The organism is Oxalicibacterium sp. (genome assembly GCF_057353965.1).
Genome location: NZ_JBMQZD010000005.1, coordinates 100,029 through 118,452 on the forward strand (window position 1 = coordinate 100,029; position 18,424 = coordinate 118,452).

25 protein-coding genes are annotated in these 18,424 nt (G+C 59.7%); 23 read left to right on the forward strand and 2 right to left on the reverse strand.

Annotation, left to right across the window (positions count from 1 at the left end):
* The first annotated feature begins 311 nt into the window (after window positions 1-311).
* The 23 genes from ACO1VH_RS10005 to tatC all read left to right on the forward strand — a co-directional run bounded on the left by ACO1VH_RS10005 (window position 312) and on the right by tatC (window position 16,502).
* A complete protein-coding gene (locus ACO1VH_RS10005; protein WP_486244323.1) occupies window positions 312-1,112 on the forward strand; it encodes an ABC transporter ATP-binding protein in 801 nt (266 codons plus the stop codon).
* Window positions 1,109-1,891, forward strand: coding sequence for a lipid asymmetry maintenance ABC transporter permease subunit MlaE (gene mlaE / locus ACO1VH_RS10010; protein WP_486244324.1), 783 nt, complete (start codon window positions 1,109-1,111; stop codon window positions 1,889-1,891). Before ACO1VH_RS10005 ends, mlaE begins: the two co-directional genes overlap by 4 nt.
* 139 nt (window positions 1,892-2,030) lie before the next feature.
* Window positions 2,031-2,504, forward strand: coding sequence for an outer membrane lipid asymmetry maintenance protein MlaD (gene mlaD, locus ACO1VH_RS10015; protein WP_486244325.1), 474 nt, complete (start codon window positions 2,031-2,033; stop codon window positions 2,502-2,504).
* Window positions 2,501-3,232: an MlaA family lipoprotein gene (locus ACO1VH_RS10020; RefSeq protein ID WP_486244326.1), complete on the forward strand. Its 732-nt coding sequence runs from the start codon at window positions 2,501-2,503 to the stop codon at window positions 3,230-3,232. The genes mlaD and ACO1VH_RS10020 overlap by 4 nt, the downstream gene beginning before the upstream one ends.
* Before the next feature lie 215 nt (window positions 3,233-3,447).
* Complete coding sequence (locus ACO1VH_RS10025) at window positions 3,448-4,098, forward strand: MlaC/ttg2D family ABC transporter substrate-binding protein (RefSeq protein WP_486244327.1); 651 nt, start codon at window positions 3,448-3,450, stop codon at window positions 4,096-4,098.
* Between the two features lie 32 nt (window positions 4,099-4,130).
* The gene (locus tag ACO1VH_RS10030; protein ID WP_486244328.1) at window positions 4,131-4,418 is read left to right on the forward strand and encodes an STAS domain-containing protein; all 288 of its coding nucleotides are present in this window, start codon (window positions 4,131-4,133) and stop codon (window positions 4,416-4,418) included.
* 119 nt (window positions 4,419-4,537) lie between these two features.
* Window positions 4,538-5,449 carry an ABC transporter ATP-binding protein gene (locus ACO1VH_RS10035; protein WP_486244329.1) on the forward strand — a complete coding sequence of 304 codons (912 nt, stop codon included), beginning with the start codon at window positions 4,538-4,540 and terminating at the stop codon, window positions 5,447-5,449.
* Window positions 5,446-6,201 (forward strand): ABC transporter permease, encoded by a 756-nt coding sequence (locus tag ACO1VH_RS10040; protein ID WP_486244330.1) that lies wholly within the window; start codon window positions 5,446-5,448, stop codon window positions 6,199-6,201. The genes ACO1VH_RS10035 and ACO1VH_RS10040 overlap by 4 nt, the downstream gene beginning before the upstream one ends.
* 38 nt (window positions 6,202-6,239) lie before the next feature.
* Entirely contained in the window at window positions 6,240-6,476 is a 237-nt protein-coding gene (locus ACO1VH_RS10045; RefSeq protein WP_188419915.1) for a BolA family protein, read from the forward strand.
* A gap of 83 nt (window positions 6,477-6,559) precedes the next feature.
* A complete protein-coding gene (gene murA, locus ACO1VH_RS10050) occupies window positions 6,560-7,810 on the forward strand; it encodes a UDP-N-acetylglucosamine 1-carboxyvinyltransferase (protein ID WP_486244331.1) in 1,251 nt (416 codons plus the stop codon).
* The gene (gene hisG, locus ACO1VH_RS10055) at window positions 7,810-8,463 is read left to right on the forward strand and encodes an ATP phosphoribosyltransferase (RefSeq protein WP_486244511.1); all 654 of its coding nucleotides are present in this window, start codon (window positions 7,810-7,812) and stop codon (window positions 8,461-8,463) included. The genes murA and hisG overlap by 1 nt, the downstream gene beginning before the upstream one ends.
* Window positions 8,464-8,515: 52 nt before the next feature.
* Window positions 8,516-9,841 (forward strand): histidinol dehydrogenase, encoded by a 1,326-nt coding sequence (gene hisD, locus ACO1VH_RS10060; protein WP_486244332.1) that lies wholly within the window; start codon window positions 8,516-8,518, stop codon window positions 9,839-9,841.
* Between the two features lie 16 nt (window positions 9,842-9,857).
* Window positions 9,858-10,673 carry a DNA-methyltransferase gene (locus ACO1VH_RS10065; RefSeq protein ID WP_486244333.1) on the forward strand — a complete coding sequence of 272 codons (816 nt, stop codon included), beginning with the start codon at window positions 9,858-9,860 and terminating at the stop codon, window positions 10,671-10,673.
* A 123-nt stretch (window positions 10,674-10,796) separates the two neighbouring features.
* Window positions 10,797-11,393, forward strand: a complete 597-nt coding sequence (hisB, locus tag ACO1VH_RS10070; RefSeq protein ID WP_486244334.1) for an imidazoleglycerol-phosphate dehydratase HisB — start codon at window positions 10,797-10,799, stop codon at window positions 11,391-11,393.
* A gap of 56 nt (window positions 11,394-11,449) precedes the next feature.
* Window positions 11,450-12,088: an imidazole glycerol phosphate synthase subunit HisH gene (gene hisH, locus ACO1VH_RS10075; RefSeq protein ID WP_486244335.1), complete on the forward strand. Its 639-nt coding sequence runs from the start codon at window positions 11,450-11,452 to the stop codon at window positions 12,086-12,088.
* Window positions 12,089-12,133: 45 nt separating this feature from the next.
* The gene (gene hisA, locus ACO1VH_RS10080) at window positions 12,134-12,922 is read left to right on the forward strand and encodes a 1-(5-phosphoribosyl)-5-[(5-phosphoribosylamino)methylideneamino]imidazole-4-carboxamide isomerase (protein ID WP_486244336.1); all 789 of its coding nucleotides are present in this window, start codon (window positions 12,134-12,136) and stop codon (window positions 12,920-12,922) included.
* Window positions 12,919-13,683: an imidazole glycerol phosphate synthase subunit HisF gene (hisF, locus tag ACO1VH_RS10085; RefSeq protein ID WP_486244337.1), complete on the forward strand. Its 765-nt coding sequence runs from the start codon at window positions 12,919-12,921 to the stop codon at window positions 13,681-13,683. Before hisA ends, hisF begins: the two co-directional genes overlap by 4 nt.
* Window positions 13,680-14,084 carry a phosphoribosyl-AMP cyclohydrolase gene (gene hisI / locus ACO1VH_RS10090; protein WP_486244338.1) on the forward strand — a complete coding sequence of 135 codons (405 nt, stop codon included), beginning with the start codon at window positions 13,680-13,682 and terminating at the stop codon, window positions 14,082-14,084. Before hisF ends, hisI begins: the two co-directional genes overlap by 4 nt.
* A gap of 11 nt (window positions 14,085-14,095) precedes the next feature.
* Window positions 14,096-14,434, forward strand: a complete 339-nt coding sequence (locus ACO1VH_RS10095; protein WP_486244339.1) for a phosphoribosyl-ATP diphosphatase — start codon at window positions 14,096-14,098, stop codon at window positions 14,432-14,434.
* A 45-nt stretch (window positions 14,435-14,479) separates the two neighbouring features.
* Window positions 14,480-14,851: a histidine triad nucleotide-binding protein gene (locus tag ACO1VH_RS10100; protein WP_486244340.1), complete on the forward strand. Its 372-nt coding sequence runs from the start codon at window positions 14,480-14,482 to the stop codon at window positions 14,849-14,851.
* A 48-nt stretch (window positions 14,852-14,899) separates the two neighbouring features.
* Complete coding sequence (tatA, locus tag ACO1VH_RS10105) at window positions 14,900-15,115, forward strand: Sec-independent protein translocase subunit TatA (RefSeq protein ID WP_486244341.1); 216 nt, start codon at window positions 14,900-14,902, stop codon at window positions 15,113-15,115.
* Between the two features lie 73 nt (window positions 15,116-15,188).
* A complete protein-coding gene (gene tatB, locus ACO1VH_RS10110; protein ID WP_486244342.1) occupies window positions 15,189-15,695 on the forward strand; it encodes a Sec-independent protein translocase protein TatB in 507 nt (168 codons plus the stop codon).
* A gap of 60 nt (window positions 15,696-15,755) precedes the next feature.
* Window positions 15,756-16,502, forward strand: coding sequence for a twin-arginine translocase subunit TatC (gene tatC, locus ACO1VH_RS10115; protein ID WP_486244343.1), 747 nt, complete (start codon window positions 15,756-15,758; stop codon window positions 16,500-16,502).
* A gap of 36 nt (window positions 16,503-16,538) precedes the next feature.
* Here tatC and ACO1VH_RS10120 read toward each other — a convergent pair whose 3' ends face one another.
* The gene (locus ACO1VH_RS10120; protein WP_486244344.1) at window positions 16,539-17,204 is read right to left on the reverse strand and encodes a DUF2461 domain-containing protein; all 666 of its coding nucleotides are present in this window, start codon (window positions 17,202-17,204) and stop codon (window positions 16,539-16,541) included.
* Window positions 17,205-17,243: 39 nt separating this feature from the next.
* Window positions 17,244-18,419, reverse strand: a complete 1,176-nt coding sequence (locus ACO1VH_RS10125) for a Do family serine endopeptidase (RefSeq protein WP_486244345.1) — start codon at window positions 18,417-18,419, stop codon at window positions 17,244-17,246.
* Window positions 18,420-18,424: the final 5 nt, after the last annotated feature.

The window sequence follows — 18,424 nt, forward strand, 5'->3', positions numbered from 1 at the left end:
GCCGAGTTTGACAGGTGCAAGTCTGTCAAACTATATCCGGCTCCCGTCCGCGAAGGACGTCAATGCGCACGCGAAGTTGATGCCTTCCTGATGGGTGAGTCCGTACTGCCGCGATAATGCAACCTGTACTGATGCATCGATTATTCGACATCGCCTGACAAAAGCCCGGCATTTGAAAGAATGTCGGGCTTTTTTACAACGGTATGACGTGAATTCCCATCGGCAACATCGGGATGTGCGAGAGCGATTTTGTAATCTGCACTACAATTACAGGCTTGGCAATCTTCTCCAGACGTTGCGTCCGATCCTTTGTGTCCAATCTCGTAGAAATCCGCAATCTACATTTCGGTTATGGTGAGCGCCCGATCCTGTCGGCGCTCGACATGGCATTCCCGCGCGGCAAGGTCGTGGCTGTCATGGGCGGTTCCGGCTCCGGCAAGACGACGATTCTGCGCCTGATCGGCGGCCAGCTGACGCCGCAATCCGGCAGCATCACGGTAGGCGGCCGTCCGGTCGATGCATCGGACACGAAGGCAATCTACGCATTGCGCCGCAAGATGGGCATGCTGTTCCAGCATGGCGCGCTGTTTACCGACATGTCGGTCTTCGACAACGTCGCCTTTCCCCTGCATGAGCACACCGATCTGCCGGAAGACATGATCCGCGATCTGGTGCTGATGAAGTTGCAAACCGTCGGCTTGCGCAATGCGGCGCAATTGCGTCCGTCCGAGATTTCCGGCGGCATGGCGCGCCGCGTCGCGCTGGCACGTGCGATTGCGCTCGATCCGGAACTGATCATGTATGACGAACCGTTCGCCGGTCTCGATCCGATTTCGATGGGCATGACGGCCAACCTGATCCGCAAGCTGAACGACGCGTTGGGCTCGACGTCGATCCTGGTGTCGCACGACGTGCACGAATCGTTTGCGATCGCCGACTACGTCTATTTCCTGTCGAAAGGTGCGATCGTCGCGCAGGGTACGCCGGCCGAGATGATGGCTTCCGACGATCCTTACGTGAAGCAGTTCGTCCATGCCGAGCCGGATGGTCCTGTGCCTTTCCATTATCCCGGCGCATCGCTGGCGGAAGATCTCGGACTGGAGGCGCGATGATTGCTGCCTTTTTGACATTGATCGGCCGTACCGTGCGCGAGACGATAGAGAACGTCGGCTTCGGCACGCGCACCTTCTTCGGCGTCATCGGCGCATCGGGCAGTTTGTTGCGCCGGCCGCGGCTGGTGACCAGCCAGATACATTTCATCGGTAACTATTCGTTGGTGCTGATCGCGGTGTCCGGCCTGTTCGTCGGTTTCGTACTCGGCCTGCAGGGCTATTACACATTGAACAAGTACGGCTCCGAGCAGGCGCTCGGGCTGCTGGTTGCGCTGTCGTTGACGCGCGAACTGGGGCCGGTCGTGACGGCCTTGCTGTTCGCCGGACGCGCCGGCACATCGCTGACGGCGGAGATCGGCCTGATGAAGGCTGGCGAACAGCTGTCGGCGATGGAGATGATGGCCGTCAATCCGCTGCAGCGTGTGCTGGCGCCGCGTTTCTGGGCTGGCGTGATCGCGATGCCGATCTTGGCGGCGATCTTCAGCGCGGTCGGTGTGCTGGGCGGTTACATCGTCGGCGTGCAGCTGATTGGCGTCGACGAAGGCGCGTTCTGGTCGCAGATGCAGGCCGGCGTCGATCTGTGGAACGACATCGCCAACGGCGTCATCAAGAGCATCGTGTTCGGCTTTGCCGTCACCTTCGTCGCGCTGTATCAGGGCTACGAAGCGCAGCCGACGCCGGAAGGCGTGGCACGTGCGACGACACGTACGGTCGTCATCGCATCGCTGGCGGTGCTGGGGCTCGATTTCCTGTTGACGGCATTGATGTTCAGCAACTGATTTGGTAATTCGTACGGAAGAGCAGGCGAAAACGGCGGGCGGGCTTTTCGATTAAAATGTGCGCCCCTCGAAGGCGTTCCGGAGTCGGAGCGCCATGTATCGGCGCCGAAGGCTTCCCCCATATTTGAGGTATCTGTTTATGCAACGAAAATCGTTAGACTTGTGGGTTGGCCTGTTCGTGCTGCTGGGTGCTGCGGCGCTGCTGTTCCTGGCGCTGAAGGCCGGCAACATGAGCTCGCTGTCGTTCGCGCAGACGTATCCGGTGGTTACGCGTTTCGACAACATCGGCGGCCTGAAGCCGCGTGCGCCGGTGAAGAGCGCCGGCGTGGTGGTCGGACGCGTGGGCAGCATTTCGTTCGACGACAAGACGTTTCAGGCGACGGTAATGCTGGACATCGAAGACCAATACAAATTTCCGAAAGATACGTCGGCAAAGATCCTGACGTCGGGATTGCTGGGCGAACAATATATCGGACTTGAAGCCGGCGGCGACACGCAGAATCTTGCCGCGGGCGACAGAATTACCATGACGCAATCGGCGATGGTGCTGGAGAACCTGATCAGTCAGTTCCTCTTCAGCAAGGCGACCGAAGGGAAGGAAGACCAAAAATGAGAAATGCAGGGAAAACCATCTTGTTCGCGTCCGCGCTGCTGCTTGGCGGCTGCGCGAGCACGAATCCGCAGGCAGACGGCGACGACAACCACGATCCGCTCGAAGGCTACAACCGCGCGATGTTTTCGTTCAACGACGGCGTCGACCGCGCCGTGCTGAAACCGGTCGCCACTGCTTATCAGGACGTGACGCCGTCATTCGTGCAGACGGGCGTGAGCAACTTCTTCGGCAACATCGGTGACGTCTGGACGATGATCAACAATTTCCTGCAAGGGAAAGTCGAGAACGGTCTGAACGATTTCATGCGCGTGGCCGTCAACACAACCTTCGGTTTCGGTGGCGTGCTGGACATCGCGTCGGAAGCCGGTATCCAGAAGCACAAGGAAGATTTCGGCCAGACGCTGGGCAAGTGGGGCGTGGCTTCCGGCCCGTACGTGGTGCTGCCGCTGCTCGGCCCGTCGACACTGCGTGACACGGCGGCATTGCCGGCCGATATCTACGGCGATCCATGGGCCTACGTGGATCCTGTCAGTGTGCGTAATACCGGGTATGTGATCCGCGCGGTCGACCAACGTTCGCAGGCACTCAATGCGACCAACCTGCTGGAAGATGTCGCACTGGATCGCTATATCTTCGTGCGTGATGCCTACCTGCAGCGCCGCGAAAGCCTGGTAAACGACGGCATGCACAAGGATACGAAGCCGTCCGGCGACGCTGTTCAACCTTGATTGACCTTGATCAGGCCTGATTGAGTCTTGATTCGGTCTTGATCGTTGGTGCGCCGCAACGCGGCGCGTTGAACCAGGGTTGTCTGCCGCGGTCGAAACGCTGGAACGCGTGGCTTGGCCTGACGTTGCTTGAAAATCGCGATGTCTGCGCACATCTGTCGGAAGCCGAAAACGCCGCGCCCGAACATACGCAATCATCCATGGATCGGAGAATCATGAATTCGTTGAAAAAACTGTTGCTCACCTTTGCCTTCCTGTCATTCGGCGGCTCCGCCTTCGCGCAGGAAGCGCCAGATGCGCTGGTCAAGCGCATCAGCGAGGACGTCATGGCGACGGCCAAGTCCGACAAGCAAATCCAGAGCGGCAACGCGCAACGCATCCAGCAGGTCGTCAACGAGAAGATCTTGCCGCACGTCGATTTCCAGCGCATGACCGCTCTGGCGACCGGCCGCTACTGGCGCAGCGCGACGCCGGAACAGCAGGCGCAACTGACGCGTGAGTTTCGCGATCTGCTGATGTATACGTATTCGGGAGCGATCTCGCAGATTCGCGACCAGAAGCTGGAATACAAGCCGCTGCGCGCCGATCCGGCCGACACCGAAGTGATCGTCAACACGCAAGTCGTGCAGACAAGCGCCGAGCCGATCCAGCTCAGCTATCGTCTGGAAAAGACGCCGACCGGCTGGAAAATCTACGACGTGAACATTCTCGGCGCATGGCTGATCCAGAGCTACAAAGGCAGCTTTGCATCCGAAATCGGCAAGAACGGCATCGACGGCCTGATCAAGACGCTGTCCGACCGTAACCAAAAACTGGCCGGCAACATGGCCAAGACCGGCAAGGCATCGGTGCCGGCCGCGCAATAACGCGATCGCGACGCGATAGAAAGAACGACAACATGTATCAGCCGGGACCATCGCTGACCTTCGATACTGCCAGGCCGGCAATGCAGGCGGGCCTGCAGGCCATCGCCGGCGGGCAGAAGGACATCGATTTTTCCGGTGTGACGGCAGTCGATTCGTCTGCCGTCTCCGTCGCACTGGCCTGGCAGCGCGCTGCCAGGGCGCGCGGCCTGCAGCTGGGATTTCACAATCTGCCGGAAAATTTCCGCAGCCTAATCACGCTGTACGACGTGGCCGAACTGCTCGGCCTCGAACGACATCGCGGCTCTCCGCACCATCATTGACCCCGTCTTTTCCGGGCGTTTCGTCTCCCCGTTCTGAAGGACGGCGGGGAAATCCAATATAATCAAGGGTTTCGCTATTCCAACGGCATTTTGCCCTTGCCTAAGGTTTCATCGCCGTCATGGCTGCCATACAGATTAACAACGTCGAAAAAAGCTACCGCTCGCTGAAGGCGCTGAACGGTGTGTCGCTCGCTATCGAGGAAGGCGAGTTCTACGGCCTGCTCGGTCCGAACGGCGCGGGCAAGACGACGTTGATTTCCATCATCGCCGGCCTCAATCGTGCCGATTCCGGCAGCGTGCAGGTGCACGGCCACGATGTCGTGACCGATTACCGGCAAGCGCGCATGCGACTGGGCGTGGTGCCGCAGGAACTGGTATTCGATCCTTTCTTCACCGTGCGCGAGACGCTGCGCCTGCAGTCGGGATATTTCGGCCTGAAGAACAACGATGCGTGGATCGACGAAGTGATGCATAACCTCGATCTGACGAACAAGGCCGATGCCAATATGCGCGCGCTGTCCGGCGGCATGAAACGCCGCGTGCTGGTGGCGCAGGCGCTGGTGCACAAGCCGCCTGTGATCGTGCTGGACGAGCCGACCGCCGGCGTCGACGTCGAGTTGCGGCAGACGCTGTGGAAATTCATCTCGCGCCTCAATCGCGAGGGACACACGATCGTGCTGACCACGCATTATCTGGAAGAGGCGCAGGCGCTGTGCAACCGCGTCGCGATGCTGAAAGGTGGACGCGTCGTCGCACTGGATGAAACGGCTGCGCTGATTCGTCGCATTTCAGGTTCGCAGCTGATCGTCAAGCTGGCGTCGGGCGCGCTGCCGGACGAACTGAAGCCGCTGGTGTCGCATCCGGAAGAGCTGATCGGCGGCGACAAGTACACGTTGCGCGTCAACGAATACACGGATGTCGAACCGATCCTGGCGAAATTGCGTCAGGGCGGTGCCGTCATCGAAGACATGCAATTGCAGCAGGCTGATCTGGAAGATGTCTTCATCCAGATCATGGAGGGCGAGAAATGACCGGCTTCCGGACCCTGTTCTACAAGGAGATGCTGCGCTTCTGGAAAGTGGCGACGCAGACCGTCGGCGCGCCTATCCTGACGGCTGTGCTTTATCTGCTGGTCTTCGGCCATGTGCTGGAAGATCACGTCGAAGTGTATGACGGCGTCAAATACGTGGCCTTCCTGGTGCCGGGCTTGGTGATGATGAGCGTGCTGCAGAATGCGTTCGCCAATTCGTCGTCGTCGCTGATCCAGTCGAAGATCACCGGCAATCTGGTCTTTGTGCTGCTGCCGCCGCTATCGCATTGGGAACTGTTCGGTGCCTACGTGCTGGCGGCCGTCGTGCGCGGTCTGGTGGTGGGCAGCGGCGTGTTCATCGTGACCGCATGGTTCGCCGACATTTCGTTCGTCGCGCCGTGGTGGATCGTGATATTCGCGGTGCTGGGTGCGGCCATCCTTGGCACGATGGGATTGATCGCGGGCATCTGGGCCGACAAGTTCGACCAGCTGGCGGCATTCCAGAATTTCCTGATCATGCCGGCGACTTTTTTGTCTGGCGTATTCTATTCGGTGCACTCGCTGCCGCCGTTCTGGCAGACCGTATCGCACCTGAATCCGTTCTTTTACATGATCGATGGTTTCCGCTACGGTTTCTTTGGCCAGTCGGATGTCAATCCGCTGTCGAGTTGTGCGGCGGTTGCCTGCTTCCTGGCGCTGCTGGTGACTTTCGCCATATCGTTGCTGAAAAACGGCTACAAGCTGCGCCACTGATCATTCACACACTTATTCAGAAAGACAAAGGCAACCTCATGATGCCCACTCCCGAACTGGTAAAAAGCTATATCGCTGCAGGCCTCGATTGCACGCATCTTGAAGTGAGTGGCGACGGCGCGCATTTCGAAGCGGTGATCGTGTCGAATGCGTTTGCCGGCAAACGGCTGATCCAGCGCCATCAACTGGTCTATGCAGCGCTCGGCGATCGCATGCGCGAGGAAATCCACGCGCTGTCGATGAAGACGCTGACTCCCGAAGAGTTTCAGCAATAAATTTCAGCAATACATTTCAGCAATAAGCCGGTAATGGCGAATAAGCGAATTGCAGCAAGATTAATGGACCTGGACCCGCGTTAATGGACAAGCTTCTGATTCAAGGCGGCCACCGCCTTTCCGGCGAGATCGCCATTTCCGGTGCGAAGAATGCCGCGCTGCCCATTCTGTGCGCAGGGCTGCTGACGTCGGATGCCGTGGCGCTGTCGAATGTGCCGCGCTTGCAGGACGTCGCCACGATGCTGAAGCTGTTGCGCCAGATGGGCTTGCGCGTCGAGCAGGACGGCGAGAATGTCACGCTGAACGGCGATGCGATCGACAAGCTCGAAGCGCCGTACGAGATGGTGAAGACGATGCGCGCTTCCATTCTCGTGCTGGGTCCGTTGCTGACGCGTTTCGGTGAAGCACGCGTATCGCTGCCGGGTGGTTGCGCCATCGGTTCGCGTCCGGTCGACCAGCACATCAAGGGGCTGCAGGCGATGGGTGCGGAGATCGCGATCGAGGCCGGTTATATTCATGCGAAAGCCAAACGTCTGAAAGGCGCGCGCATCCTGACCGACATGATTACGGTAACGGGAACCGAAAATCTGCTGATGGCAGCCGTGCTGGCCGAAGGCGAGACGGTGCTGGAAAATGCGGCACGCGAACCGGAAGTGACGGACCTTGCCAATCTGCTGGTCAAGATGGGCGCGAAGATCGAAGGCATCGGCACCGATCGTCTGGTGATCCAGGGTGTCGACAGCTTGCACGGCGCCTCGCATGGCGTGATTCCCGATCGTATCGAGACGGCGACTTTTCTGTGCGCGGTCGCGGCCGTTGGCGGCGACGTCACTTTGCGTCATGCGCGTACCGATACTTTCGATGCGGCGATCGACAAGCTGCGCGAAGCCGGCGCGATCCTGACGACAGGCGACGACTGGATTCGCATCCAGATGTCGTCGCGGCCGAAAGCGGTCAGCTTCCGCACCACTGAATATCCGGGTTTCCCGACCGACATGCAGGCGCAGTTCATGGCGATGAACTGTGTTGCCGAAGGCAGCAGCCGCGTCATCGAGACGATCTTCGAAAACCGTTTCATGCACGTGCAGGAAATGAACCGTCTCGGCGCGGCGATCACGATCGAAGGCCACACCGCGATCATCAACGGTGTCGACAAGCTGGTCGGTGCGCCGGTGATGGCAACCGACCTGCGCGCCTCGGCGTCGTTGGTCATCGCCGGCCTTGCGGCAGAGGGCGAAACGCTGGTCGATCGCATCTATCATCTGGATCGCGGTTACGATCGCATGGAAATGAAACTGTCCGCCGTCGGCGCCCACATTCAGCGAGTGAAATGATGAACCAACAATTGACGCTGGCCCTGTCGAAAGGCCGCATCTTCGAGGAAACGCTGCCGCTGCTGGAGGCTGCCGGCATTCGCGTGGCCGAAGATCCCGAAAGCTCGCGCAAGCTGATCCTGCAGACGAACGATGCGAACGTGCGCGTCATCATCGTGCGCGCATCCGACGTGCCGACCTACGTGCAATATGGTGCGGCCGATTTCGGCGTGGCCGGTAAGGACGTGTTGCTCGAACACGGCGGTGAGGGCTTGTACCAGCCGATCGATCTGAATATTGCGAAGTGCCGTATGTCGGTCGCGGTACGCAACGGCTTCGACTACGCAAGCGCCGTCAAGCAGGGTGCGCGGCTGCGCGTGGTGACCAAGTATGTGCAGACGGCGCGCGAACACTTTGCCGCCAAGGGCGTGCACGTCGACCTGATCAAGCTGTACGGCTCGATGGAGCTCGGCCCGCTGGTTGGTTTGGCCGATGCGATTGTCGATCTGGTCAGTACCGGTAGCACGCTGCGCGCCAACGATCTGGTCGAGGTCGAGCAGATCATGGATATTTCGTCGCGCCTGGTCGTCAACCAGGCGGCACTGAAACTGAAACGCGAAAAGTTGCAGCCGATTCTCTCCGCATTCGAGAAAGCATCGGTGCAGCGCGCATAAGGCCGCACAAAACGACGCACAAAACGATAGAACACTGCACACCGGGAATATCATGGCCATCAACATCCGCAAACTCGATTCCACCGATGCCGACTTCAAGGCACAACTGGCCGCCGTGCTGGCGTTTGAAGCCAGCGAGGATGAAGCGATCGACCGCGCCGTGCTGCGCATTCTGGAAGACGTGAAGAAGCGCGGCGATGCTGCCGTGCTCGAATACACGAAGCAGTTCGATCATGTGGATGGCGCATCGGTCGCCACGCTGGAAATCGGCCGCGATGAACTGCAGGCGGCGCTCGACAGCCTGCCGCCGGCGCGTCGTGCTGCATTGCAGACGGCGGCAGATCGTGTGCGCGCCTATCACGAGCGCCAGAAGAACGAGATCGGCTCCAATGGTTTCACCTATACGGAGGCCGACGGCACCGTGCTCGGCCAGAAGGTTACGCCGCTGGATCGCGTCGGCCTTTACGTGCCGGGTGGCAAGGCGGCCTATCCGTCGTCGGTGCTGATGAATGCGATTCCGGCCAAGGTCGCCGGCGTGCCGGAGGTGGTCATGGTTGTGCCGACACCGAATGGCGTGAAGAACGAACTGGTGCTGGCAGCCGCCGCGATGTCCGGCGTTGATCGCGTATTCACGATCGGCGGCGCGCAGGCGGTCGGCGCGCTGGCCTACGGCACGGCGACGATTCCGCAGGTCGACAAGATCGTCGGTCCCGGCAATGCCTACGTTGCTGCCGCCAAGCGCCGCGTGTTCGGCACGGTCGGCATCGACATGATCGCCGGTCCGTCGGAAATCCTCGTCGTCTGCGACGGCACCACCGATCCGGACTGGATCGCGATGGACCTGTTCTCGCAGGCAGAACACGATGAACTGGCGCAGTCGATCCTGCTCTGTCCGGATGCGGCCTATCTCGACAAGGTTGCCGAAAGCGTCAACCGCCAGCTGGAAGCAATGCCGCGCAAGGACGTGATCGCGACGTCGCTGACGAATCGCGGCGCGCTGGTCAAGGTGCGCGACATGGACGAAGCCTGCGAGATCTCCAACATGATCGCGGCCGAGCATCTCGAAATTTCTGCCGAAAATCCGCAACAGTGGGCTGACAAGATTCGCCACGCCGGTGCGATGTTCCTTGGCCGTTTTTCTTCTGAATCGCTGGGCGATTACTGCGCCGGCCCGAATCACGTGCTGCCGACGTCGCGCACCGCGCGTTTCTCGTCGCCGCTGGGCGTCTACGATTTCCAGAAGCGCTCCAGCATCCTGATGGTCAGCGAAGGTGGTGCGCAGACGCTGGGCAAGGTGGCCGCCGAACTGGCTTATGGCGAAGGGCTGCAGGCGCACGCGCGCTCGGCCGAGTATCGGCTGAAATCCGGACTGAAGTGACGGCGCAGGCGCGGCGATGAACGACTGGCGCAATCAGGTCTTCTGCGAAGATGCGTTGGCTGGTATGGCGCGCATTCCTGACGCGTCCATCGATCTGATCATCGCTGATCCGCCATACGGGCTCGGCAAGGATTACGGTAACGATTCCGACAAACTCGATGCCGATGCCTATCTGCAATGGACGCAGCAATGGATAGATGCCGCGCTGCCCAAGCTGAAGCCGAACGGCAGCCTCTACATCTTCCTGACCTGGCGTTATTCGCCGGAAATCTTCGTCATGCTGAAAAAGCGGATGACGATGATCAACGAAATCATCTGGGATCGCCGCGTGCCGTCGATGGGTGGCAGTACGCGGCGTTTTTCGTCGGTGCACGACACGATCGGCTTGTTTGCCAACGCGCGCGACTATTACTTCGATCTGGACGCGGTGCGTATTCCGTACGATGCGGAAACCAAGAAGGCGCGCTCGCGTTCGATCTTCGTCGGGGCCAAATGGCTGGAGGTCGGCTACAACCCGAAGGACGTCTGGAGCGTGTCGCGCCTGCATCGCGAACACCGCGAACGCGCCGACCATCCGACGCAGAAGCCGCTGGAAATCGTGACCCGCATGATCAAGGCATCGTGCCCGCCGGGTGGCGTCGTGCTCGATCCGTTCTTGGGCAGCGGCACGACGGCGGTGGCAGCGCGCAGCTGTGGACGGGATTTCACCGGCTTCGAACTGAACCCAGACTATTGCGCACTGATCCGGAGCAGACTGGATGCAGTGGACGCCGAAACGGCGGTTTCCGGCATCGAACAGCAAGAAAAGCTGCGTGCATCGCCCGCATCGTGAGCAGGAATGCAAAGTGCTTGCTGAAAATATGGGTAAAATGCCTGTATTGCTGTAATTTGCCGTTTTAATAGGCCCGAATGCGTTGCCGACCGGCCGCATTGTCACTATCGTTGTCACTCGAACATGTCTACGCCACGCACTGCAGAAATCACGCGTAATACCAACGAGACGCAAATCCGCGTTGCGATCAATCTCGACGGCACAGGAAAGCAGAAGCTGGATACCGGCGTGCCCTTCCTCGACCACATGCTGGACCAGATCGCACGCCACGGCCTGATCGATCTGGATATCGAAGCGAAGGGCGATCTGCACATCGATGCGCATCACACGGTGGAAGACGTCGGTATTACGCTGGGTCAGGCATTCGCGAAGGCGATGGGCGACAAGAAGGGCATTCGCCGCTATGGCCACGCCTACGTGCCGCTGGACGAGGCGCTGTCGCGCGTCGTCATCGATTTCTCCGGTCGTCCGGGGCTGGAATTCCACGTGCCGTTCACGCGCTCGATGATCGGTGCATTCGACGTGGATCTCACCAGCGAATTCTTCCACGGCTTCGTCAATCACGCGCTGGTCACGCTGCACATCGACAATCTGCGCGGCGCCAACGCGCACCATCAGTGCGAAACCGTGTTCAAGGCGTTCGGCCGCGCGCTGCGCATGGCCATCGAACTGGACCCGCGCGCTGCGGGTACGATTCCGTCGACCAAGGGCAGCCTCTAAACTCTCGATATCGCGATGCCGCGTCAAGCGTTGCTAGCTGAAGTCAGAATCACCGTATGAAAAAGATCGTGGTAGTGGATTACGGCATGGGCAACCTGCGTTCGGTAGCCCAGGCGTTGCGTCAGGCTGCGCCGGAAGCCGATGTCCGTATTTCCGGCGAAGTCGCCGACATTCGTGCGGCCGACCGTGTCGTGCTGCCGGGGCAAGGCGCTATTCCCGATTGCATGCGTTCGATGCAGGCCGCGGGACTGCAGGAAGAACTGATGCAGGTCGCGCGCAGCAAGCCGCTGTTCGGCGTTTGCGTCGGCGAGCAGATGATGCTCGACTGGAGCGAGGAAGGCGATACGCAGGGACTGAAACTGTTTCCCGGCAAGGTCGTGAAGTTCCGTCTGGAAGACCGCCTGCAGGAAGACGGCTCGCGCTTCAAGGTGCCGCAGATGGGCTGGAACCGCGTGCGCCAGACGATGCCGCATCCGTTGTGGGAAGGCGTTGCCGACGACAGTTACTTCTACTTCGTGCACAGCTATTATGCAGTTCCGGAGCAGCGCGCGCATGTTGCCGGCGAGACGCCGTACGGCGAGATTTTCTGCAGCGCGATCGCGCGCGATAATATCTTTGCGACGCAGTTCCATCCGGAAAAAAGTGCTTCGGCCGGGCTGCAGCTGTACCGTAATTTCGTTCACTGGAACCCGTAATCCGCCAAGCCGGACTTTCATCCATTCAACCACCCAGACAGAACCATGCTGCTCATACCTGCCATCGATCTCAAGGACGGTCATTGCGTTCGCCTGAAACAGGGCGATATGGATCAGGCCACCGTATTTTCCGACGACCCAGGCGAGATGGCTCGCCACTGGTTGGCCCAAGGCGCGCGTCGCCTGCATCTGGTCGACCTGAACGGCGCTTTCGCCGGCAAGCCGAAGAACGAGCCGGCCGTCAAATCCATCCTGCAGGCGGTACGCGAGTATGCCGAAGCCAACGGCGTGGAACCGATTCCGGTCCAGCTCGGCGGCGGCATTCGCGATCTCGATACGATCGAGCGCTATCTGGATGACGGCTTGTCCTACATCATCATCGGCACCGCGGCGGTCAAGAATCCGGGCTTTCTGCACGATGCGTGCAGCGCGTTTCCGGGACAGATCATCGTCGGCCTGGATGCGAAGGATGGCAAGGTGGCGACCGACGGCTGGAGCAAGCTGTCCGGCCACGAGGTGATCGACCTAGCGAAGAAATTCGAGGACTACGGCTGCGAAGCCATCGTCTATACCGACATCGGCCGCGACGGCATGATGGGTGGCGTCAACATCAATGCCACCGTCAAGCTGGCGCAGAGCATGACGATCCCGGTCATCGCCTCCGGCGGCGTGCACAGCGTGAAGGACGTCGAAGCCTTGTGCGCGGTGCAGGACGAAGGCATCGAGGGCGTGATCTGCGGCCGTTCGATCTACGAAGGCACGCTGGACCTGCGCTCGGCGCAGGAACGCGCGGACGAACTGAGCGGCGTAGAGCCGGAAACCGATACAGAATGACGCTTGCCAAACGCATCATCCCCTGTCTCGACGTAACCGCCGGTCGCGTCGTCAAGGGCGTCAACTTTCTCGAACTGCGCGATGCAGGCGATCCGGTCGAGATCGCGCGCCGCTACGATGCGCAGGGCGCGGACGAGATCACTTTCCTGGATATCACGGCAACCTCCGACGGCCGCGATCTGATTCTGCACATCATCGAATCGGTCGCATCGCAGGTCTTCATTCCGCTGACGGTAGGCGGCGGCGTGCGCTCGGTTGAAGACGTGCGCCGGCTGCTGAACGCGGGCGCGGACAAGATCAGCATCAACAGCTCGGCGATCAGCAATCCGCAACTGGTGGCGGATGCGTCGAACAAATACGGTTCGCAATGCATCGTCGTCGCGATCGACGCGAAGAAGTCGGCGGACGGCCGCTGGGAAGTGTTCACGCATGGCGGTCGCAAGGCGACCGGGCTGGATGCGGTCGAATGGGCGAAGAAGATGGAAAGCCTCGGCGCCGGCGAAATCCTGCTGACCAGCATGGATCGCGACGGCACCAAATCCGGTTTCGATCTGCCGCTTACGCGTGCGGTATCCGATGCGATCAGCATTCCCGTCATCGCTTCCGGCGGTGTCGGCGGTCTGCAGGATCTGGCCGACGGCATCAAGCTCGGTCATGCGGATGCGGTGCTGGCCGCCAGCATCTTCCACTACGGCGAACACACGGTGCCGGAAGCCAAGCGCTTCATGGCCGATCAAGGCATTCCAATGAGGCTGACATGACCGCCAACGCAAAATGGCTCAACAAGGTTAAATGGGACGAGCACGGCTTGGTGCCGGTCATCGCGCAGGAAGTCGGCAGCAACGACGTGCTGATGTTTGCATGGATGAACCGCGAAGCGCTGGCGAAGACCATCGAGACCGGCGAAGCCGTCTACTGGAGCCGCTCGCGCAAGAAACTGTGGCACAAGGGCGAGGAGTCCGGCCACACGCAGAAGGTGCATGAAGTGCGTCTCGATTGCGATGAGGACGTCGTGTTGCTGAAGGTCGAACAAGTCGGCAGCGTGGCCTGCCACACCGGCCGGCATTCGTGCTTCTTCCAGAAGTTCGAAGGCGATGCGGCAAGCGGCGACTGGCAGACGGTCGAGCCCGTGCTGAAGAATCCGGACGATATTTACAAGTAAGGACTCCTCACATGAACGACATTCTCGAACGTCTGGCCGAGGTCATCGAATCGCGCAAGCCGGGCAATGGCGGCGATCCGGAAAAATCCTATGTCGCGCGCCTGTTCACGAAGGGCGATGACGCCATCCTGAAAAAAATCGGCGAGGAAGCGACCGAGGCCGTGATGGCGGCCAAGGATGCGCGCGCCGGTGGTGACAAGTCCAAGGTGCTGTACGAATGCGCGGACCTGTGGTTCCATTCTCTGGTCATGCTGGCGCAGTTCGATCTGACGCCGCGAGACGTATTGAACGAACTGGCGCGCCGCGAAGGCTTGTCCGGTCTGGAAGAAAAGGCGGCTCGTCCGAAGTGACGAGTCAATCGAGCTGGCACATACTGTCGAGACGGAGCACACGTTTTGGATAATTGCATTTTCTGTAAAATCGCCGCCAAACAGATTCCATCAAAACTTATCTACGAAGACGAAGATCTGCTGGCCTTCCACGACATCAATCCTGCTGCGCCGGTGCATTTCCTGATTGTTCCGAAGAAACACATCGCTACGCTGGCCGATTGCACGGCGGAAGACCAGGCATTGTTGGGTAAAATGTTCCTGCTGGCACCAAAGCTGGCGCAGCAGCTCGGATGTGGCTTCTGCATGGAAAACGGCCAGCCGGCAGGCGGTTTCAAGACGCTGTTCAATGTTGGACCGAACGGCGGGCAGGAGGTGTACCATCTGCACATGCATGTGCTGGGCGGGCCGCGTCCGTGGAATCGTTCGATGGCCTGACGAACAAGATATTTTCTGGGCGAAAGACGCCATCAAGGAGAAAGCGCAATGGGTTCATTCAGCATCTGGCACTGGCTGATCGTTCTGGTCATCGTGATGCTGGTCTTCGGCACCAAGAAGATCGGCAACATGGGTTCCGACCTCGGCAAGGCCGTCAAGGGTTTCAAGGACGGCGTGAAGGGCGAAGAGGAAAAATCCTCGACCCAGCAGGTCGCCGACAAGAGCACGGTCGACGTCGAAGTCAAAGAGAAATCGAACACCTGAGCGTCATCCGTGCCGCACTGAAGTGCGGTTGGTGCGGAAGACATAGGAAGGCGTATACAGGATTGGTGTACACATGATCGATATCGCCTTTTCAAAACTAGCGATCATCGGCGCCGCGGCGCTGGTCTTTATCGGCCCGGAAAGGCTGCCGAAGGTCGCCCGCATGGCCGGCACCTTGTTCGGCCGGGCGCAGCGCTACATCAATGACGTCAAATCCGAAGTCAGCCGCGAAATGGAGCTGGAAGAACTGCGCAAGATGCATCAGGACGTGCAGTCAGCCGCCAGCGACATGGAGCGCTCAATCGCGCGCAATCTGACGCAGACCGAGGACGAATTGCGCTCGGTCTGGGATGACACCCCAGCGGCTTCGCAGCCGGGAGCGATGACATCTTCGCTGGAAAGCCTCGCCGCTACGGCAAAATCGAAGGACTTCCGCAAGAAGAAACTGGCGCATACATCCGCCGTGCCGTCCTGGTACAAGCATCGCAGCGGCCAGCGGTCACGTGTGATTTCCGGTGCGGCACGCATGGCGAAATATCGTGCTACCGGCGCGCGCAAGTCATCGTCCTTTTTCTCCTGATGAGGCCATCGTTGCCGGCCATTCATCTCCACCTGTCTGCATCACACCATTAGAAGAATCATGAGCGGCAGCGAAGAATCCTTTATTTCCCATTTGATCGAATTGCGCAGCCGGCTGATGAAGGCTGCGCTGGTCGTGATCGTCGTTTTTCTGTGCCTGATGCCGTGGGCCGGTACGATCTACGACTATCTGGCGCTGCCAATGATGCAGTCGTTGCCGCAGGGCAGCAAGATGATCGCCACCGGCGTCATCACGCCTTTCCTGATCCCGGTCAAGGTGACGATGCTGGTCGCCTTCATCATTGCGTTGCCGTGGGTGTTGTACCAGATGTGGGCCTTCGTTGCGCCAGGACTGTATGCGCACGAAAAAAAGTTGATTGCGCCGCTGGTGATTTCTTCATCCGTGCTGTTCATCGCCGGCGTCGCGTTCTGTTATTTCTTCGTGTTCGGCGTGATTTTTCATTTCATCAATAATTTCGCGCCGCATTCGATTTCGGTCGCGCCGGACATCGACAGCTATTTCGGTTTCGTGATGACGATGTTCGTTGCCTTCGGCATGACTTTCGAAGTGCCGGTGGTGGTGATCGTGCTGGTGAGGATGGGGCTGGTATCCGTCGAGAAGTTGCGCCAGATGCGACCCTACGTCATTGTGGGCGCATTCGTCGTTGCAGCCGTGGTGACGCCGCCGGACGTGATGAGTCAGATGCTGCTGGCCGTGCCGCTCTGTTTGTTGTATGAGATCGGCTTGCTGCTGGCGCCGATGTTCGTGCGCATCACGCGTGCACCGGCCGAAACGGAATCGCTTTGATTCTTTGTTCTGATCCCTTTGTTCTGATTCTTCCGATCAGACCTGCCGCAGCCAGTCGATCAGCGGCCAGGCATCCTTGAAGCCGGCCATCAGCGTTTTTTCCAGTACGTCGCTGTCTTTCGGTACCGGCATCTCCTGCCAGACGATGAAGCTCTTCAGCTTGATGTATTCCGCATGCGGACCGTCGGCAGAGAAACCTTTCGGTGGGCGCGTCAGCTTGCCTTCTTCCTGCAGATCGCCGTAAGTCCGCACGAGATTCCGGTTCTTCAGCATCTTCGAAAATCCTGTCGGATCGTCGAGCACGCGCTGGCGTATTGCACGCAGCCGGTCCGGCGGCGGCATGTATTCGCCGCCAGCGAACAGCAGCGTGCCTTGCTGGTCGATATGGAAGTAATAAGCGGGGCCGCCGCCTTGGCTGGGTTTCTTCAAGCCGCTTGCCGTCAGCGCTGCCGAAAAATGCGTTTTGTACGGTATTTTTTCCCGCGAAAAGCGCATGTCGCGGTTGATGCGAAACAGTGCCTTCTTCGGGTTGCATTGCGCGATGGCCGGATCGAACTTGCTGATGCCACCAATCAGATGGATCACCAGCTCGAGGAATTCGGCGCGCAGGATGTCGTAACGCGGCTTGTTCATGACGAACCATGCGCGATTGTTGTTTTCTGCCAGTTCGGCCAGATACTGTTTCAGATCGCGGACGTGCATGCGTTTCCCCGTGCTTTCGTGCAGCCTATTGTCGTGCGGCTATTCGGATTCCCGCGGCGGTGCCTTCGGGCGCACGCCGACCAGCACGTTCAGCGTGGTTTCCTGATTGCGCCGCAGCACGACGATGGCGGCTTTCTTGCCGGGCTGCAGTTGCGCGATCTGGTTCAGCATGTCGGACATGTCGGCGACCGGCTTGCCTTCGACGGAAACCAGGATGTCGCCCGGCTGCATGCCGGCCTTGTCCGCCGGACCGCCGCGCAGCACGCCGGCGATGATGGCGCCGGAGCTTTTCTTCAGGTTGAAGCTTTCGGCCAGCTCCGGCGTGATGTCCTGCGGCTCGACGCCGATATAGCCGCGAATCACCTGGCCGTTCTTGATGATGGCGTCCATCACCGACTTGACCGTCGTCACCGGAATCGCGAAGCCGATGCCGAGCGAGCCGCCGCTACGCGAATAGATCGCGGTGTTGATGCCGAGCAGATTGCCATTGGCATCGATCAGCGCGCCGCCGGAGTTGCCGGGATTGATTGCGGCATCGGTCTGGATGAAGTTTTCGAATGCGTCGAGAATGCCGAGATGGTTGCGGCCGAGCGCGGAGATGATGCCCATCGTTACCGTCTGGCCGACGCCGAACGGATTGCCGATCGCCAGTACGACGTCGCCGACACGCGCCTCCTCGACGCGGCCCAGTGTGATGGCAGGTAGATTGTCCAGATCGATCTTGACGACGGCGAGATCCGTTTCCGGATCGGAGCCGACGACCTTGGCAAGTGCCTTGCGGCCGTCGGCCAGCGCGACTTCGATTTCGTCGGCGGCCTCGACCACGTGGTTGTTGGTCAGGATGTAGCCTTGTGCGCTGACGATGACGCCGGAGCCGAGGCTGACCTGTTTTTCCTGTTCCTCGTCGAAGCGATCGCCGAAGAACTTGCGGAAGAACGGATCGTCCAGGAACGGATTCTGTACGGGTGCAGCCGTCTTGCTGGTGAAGATATTGACCACCGACGGCATCGCCAGCTTGGCGGCTTCACGATAGGAGGACTGGATCGGTGCCGTGTTCGGCGGTGCCTCCAGCATGGGAATGGATGTCGCACTGCGCACTTTCTGTGCAGTACCGAATACGCCACCGGCCCATTCGGGTTTCAGGGTCGCTACAATGAACAAGATCGCCAAACCGACGGTTACGGTTTGCGCAAACAACAGCCAGAGACGTCGCATAAAAA

Coding starts and splice junctions, on each gene's coding strand:
- mlaE (WP_486244324.1), top strand. CDS start 1,109: ATGATTGCTGCCTTTTTGACATTGATCGGCCGTACCGTGCGCGAGACG.
- mlaD (WP_486244325.1), top strand. CDS start 2,031: ATGCAACGAAAATCGTTAGACTTGTGGGTTGGCCTGTTCGTGCTGCTG.
- ACO1VH_RS10020 (WP_486244326.1), top strand. CDS start 2,501: ATGAGAAATGCAGGGAAAACCATCTTGTTCGCGTCCGCGCTGCTGCTT.
- ACO1VH_RS10025 (WP_486244327.1), top strand. CDS start 3,448: ATGAATTCGTTGAAAAAACTGTTGCTCACCTTTGCCTTCCTGTCATTC.
- ACO1VH_RS10030 (WP_486244328.1), top strand. CDS start 4,131: ATGTATCAGCCGGGACCATCGCTGACCTTCGATACTGCCAGGCCGGCA.
- ACO1VH_RS10035 (WP_486244329.1), top strand. CDS start 4,538: ATGGCTGCCATACAGATTAACAACGTCGAAAAAAGCTACCGCTCGCTG.
- ACO1VH_RS10040 (WP_486244330.1), top strand. CDS start 5,446: ATGACCGGCTTCCGGACCCTGTTCTACAAGGAGATGCTGCGCTTCTGG.
- ACO1VH_RS10045 (WP_188419915.1), top strand. CDS start 6,240: ATGATGCCCACTCCCGAACTGGTAAAAAGCTATATCGCTGCAGGCCTC.
- murA (WP_486244331.1), top strand. CDS start 6,560: ATGGACAAGCTTCTGATTCAAGGCGGCCACCGCCTTTCCGGCGAGATC.
- hisG (WP_486244511.1), top strand. CDS start 7,810: ATGAACCAACAATTGACGCTGGCCCTGTCGAAAGGCCGCATCTTCGAG.
- hisD (WP_486244332.1), top strand. CDS start 8,516: ATGGCCATCAACATCCGCAAACTCGATTCCACCGATGCCGACTTCAAG.
- ACO1VH_RS10065 (WP_486244333.1), top strand. CDS start 9,858: ATGAACGACTGGCGCAATCAGGTCTTCTGCGAAGATGCGTTGGCTGGT.
- hisB (WP_486244334.1), top strand. CDS start 10,797: ATGTCTACGCCACGCACTGCAGAAATCACGCGTAATACCAACGAGACG.
- hisH (WP_486244335.1), top strand. CDS start 11,450: ATGAAAAAGATCGTGGTAGTGGATTACGGCATGGGCAACCTGCGTTCG.
- hisA (WP_486244336.1), top strand. CDS start 12,134: ATGCTGCTCATACCTGCCATCGATCTCAAGGACGGTCATTGCGTTCGC.
- hisF (WP_486244337.1), top strand. CDS start 12,919: ATGACGCTTGCCAAACGCATCATCCCCTGTCTCGACGTAACCGCCGGT.
- hisI (WP_486244338.1), top strand. CDS start 13,680: ATGACCGCCAACGCAAAATGGCTCAACAAGGTTAAATGGGACGAGCAC.
- ACO1VH_RS10095 (WP_486244339.1), top strand. CDS start 14,096: ATGAACGACATTCTCGAACGTCTGGCCGAGGTCATCGAATCGCGCAAG.
- tatA (WP_486244341.1), top strand. CDS start 14,900: ATGGGTTCATTCAGCATCTGGCACTGGCTGATCGTTCTGGTCATCGTG.
- tatB (WP_486244342.1), top strand. CDS start 15,189: ATGATCGATATCGCCTTTTCAAAACTAGCGATCATCGGCGCCGCGGCG.
- tatC (WP_486244343.1), top strand. CDS start 15,756: ATGAGCGGCAGCGAAGAATCCTTTATTTCCCATTTGATCGAATTGCGC.
- ACO1VH_RS10120 (WP_486244344.1), bottom strand. CDS start 17,204: ATGCACGTCCGCGATCTGAAACAGTATCTGGCCGAACTGGCAGAAAAC.
- ACO1VH_RS10125 (WP_486244345.1), bottom strand. CDS start 18,419: ATGCGACGTCTCTGGCTGTTGTTTGCGCAAACCGTAACCGTCGGTTTG.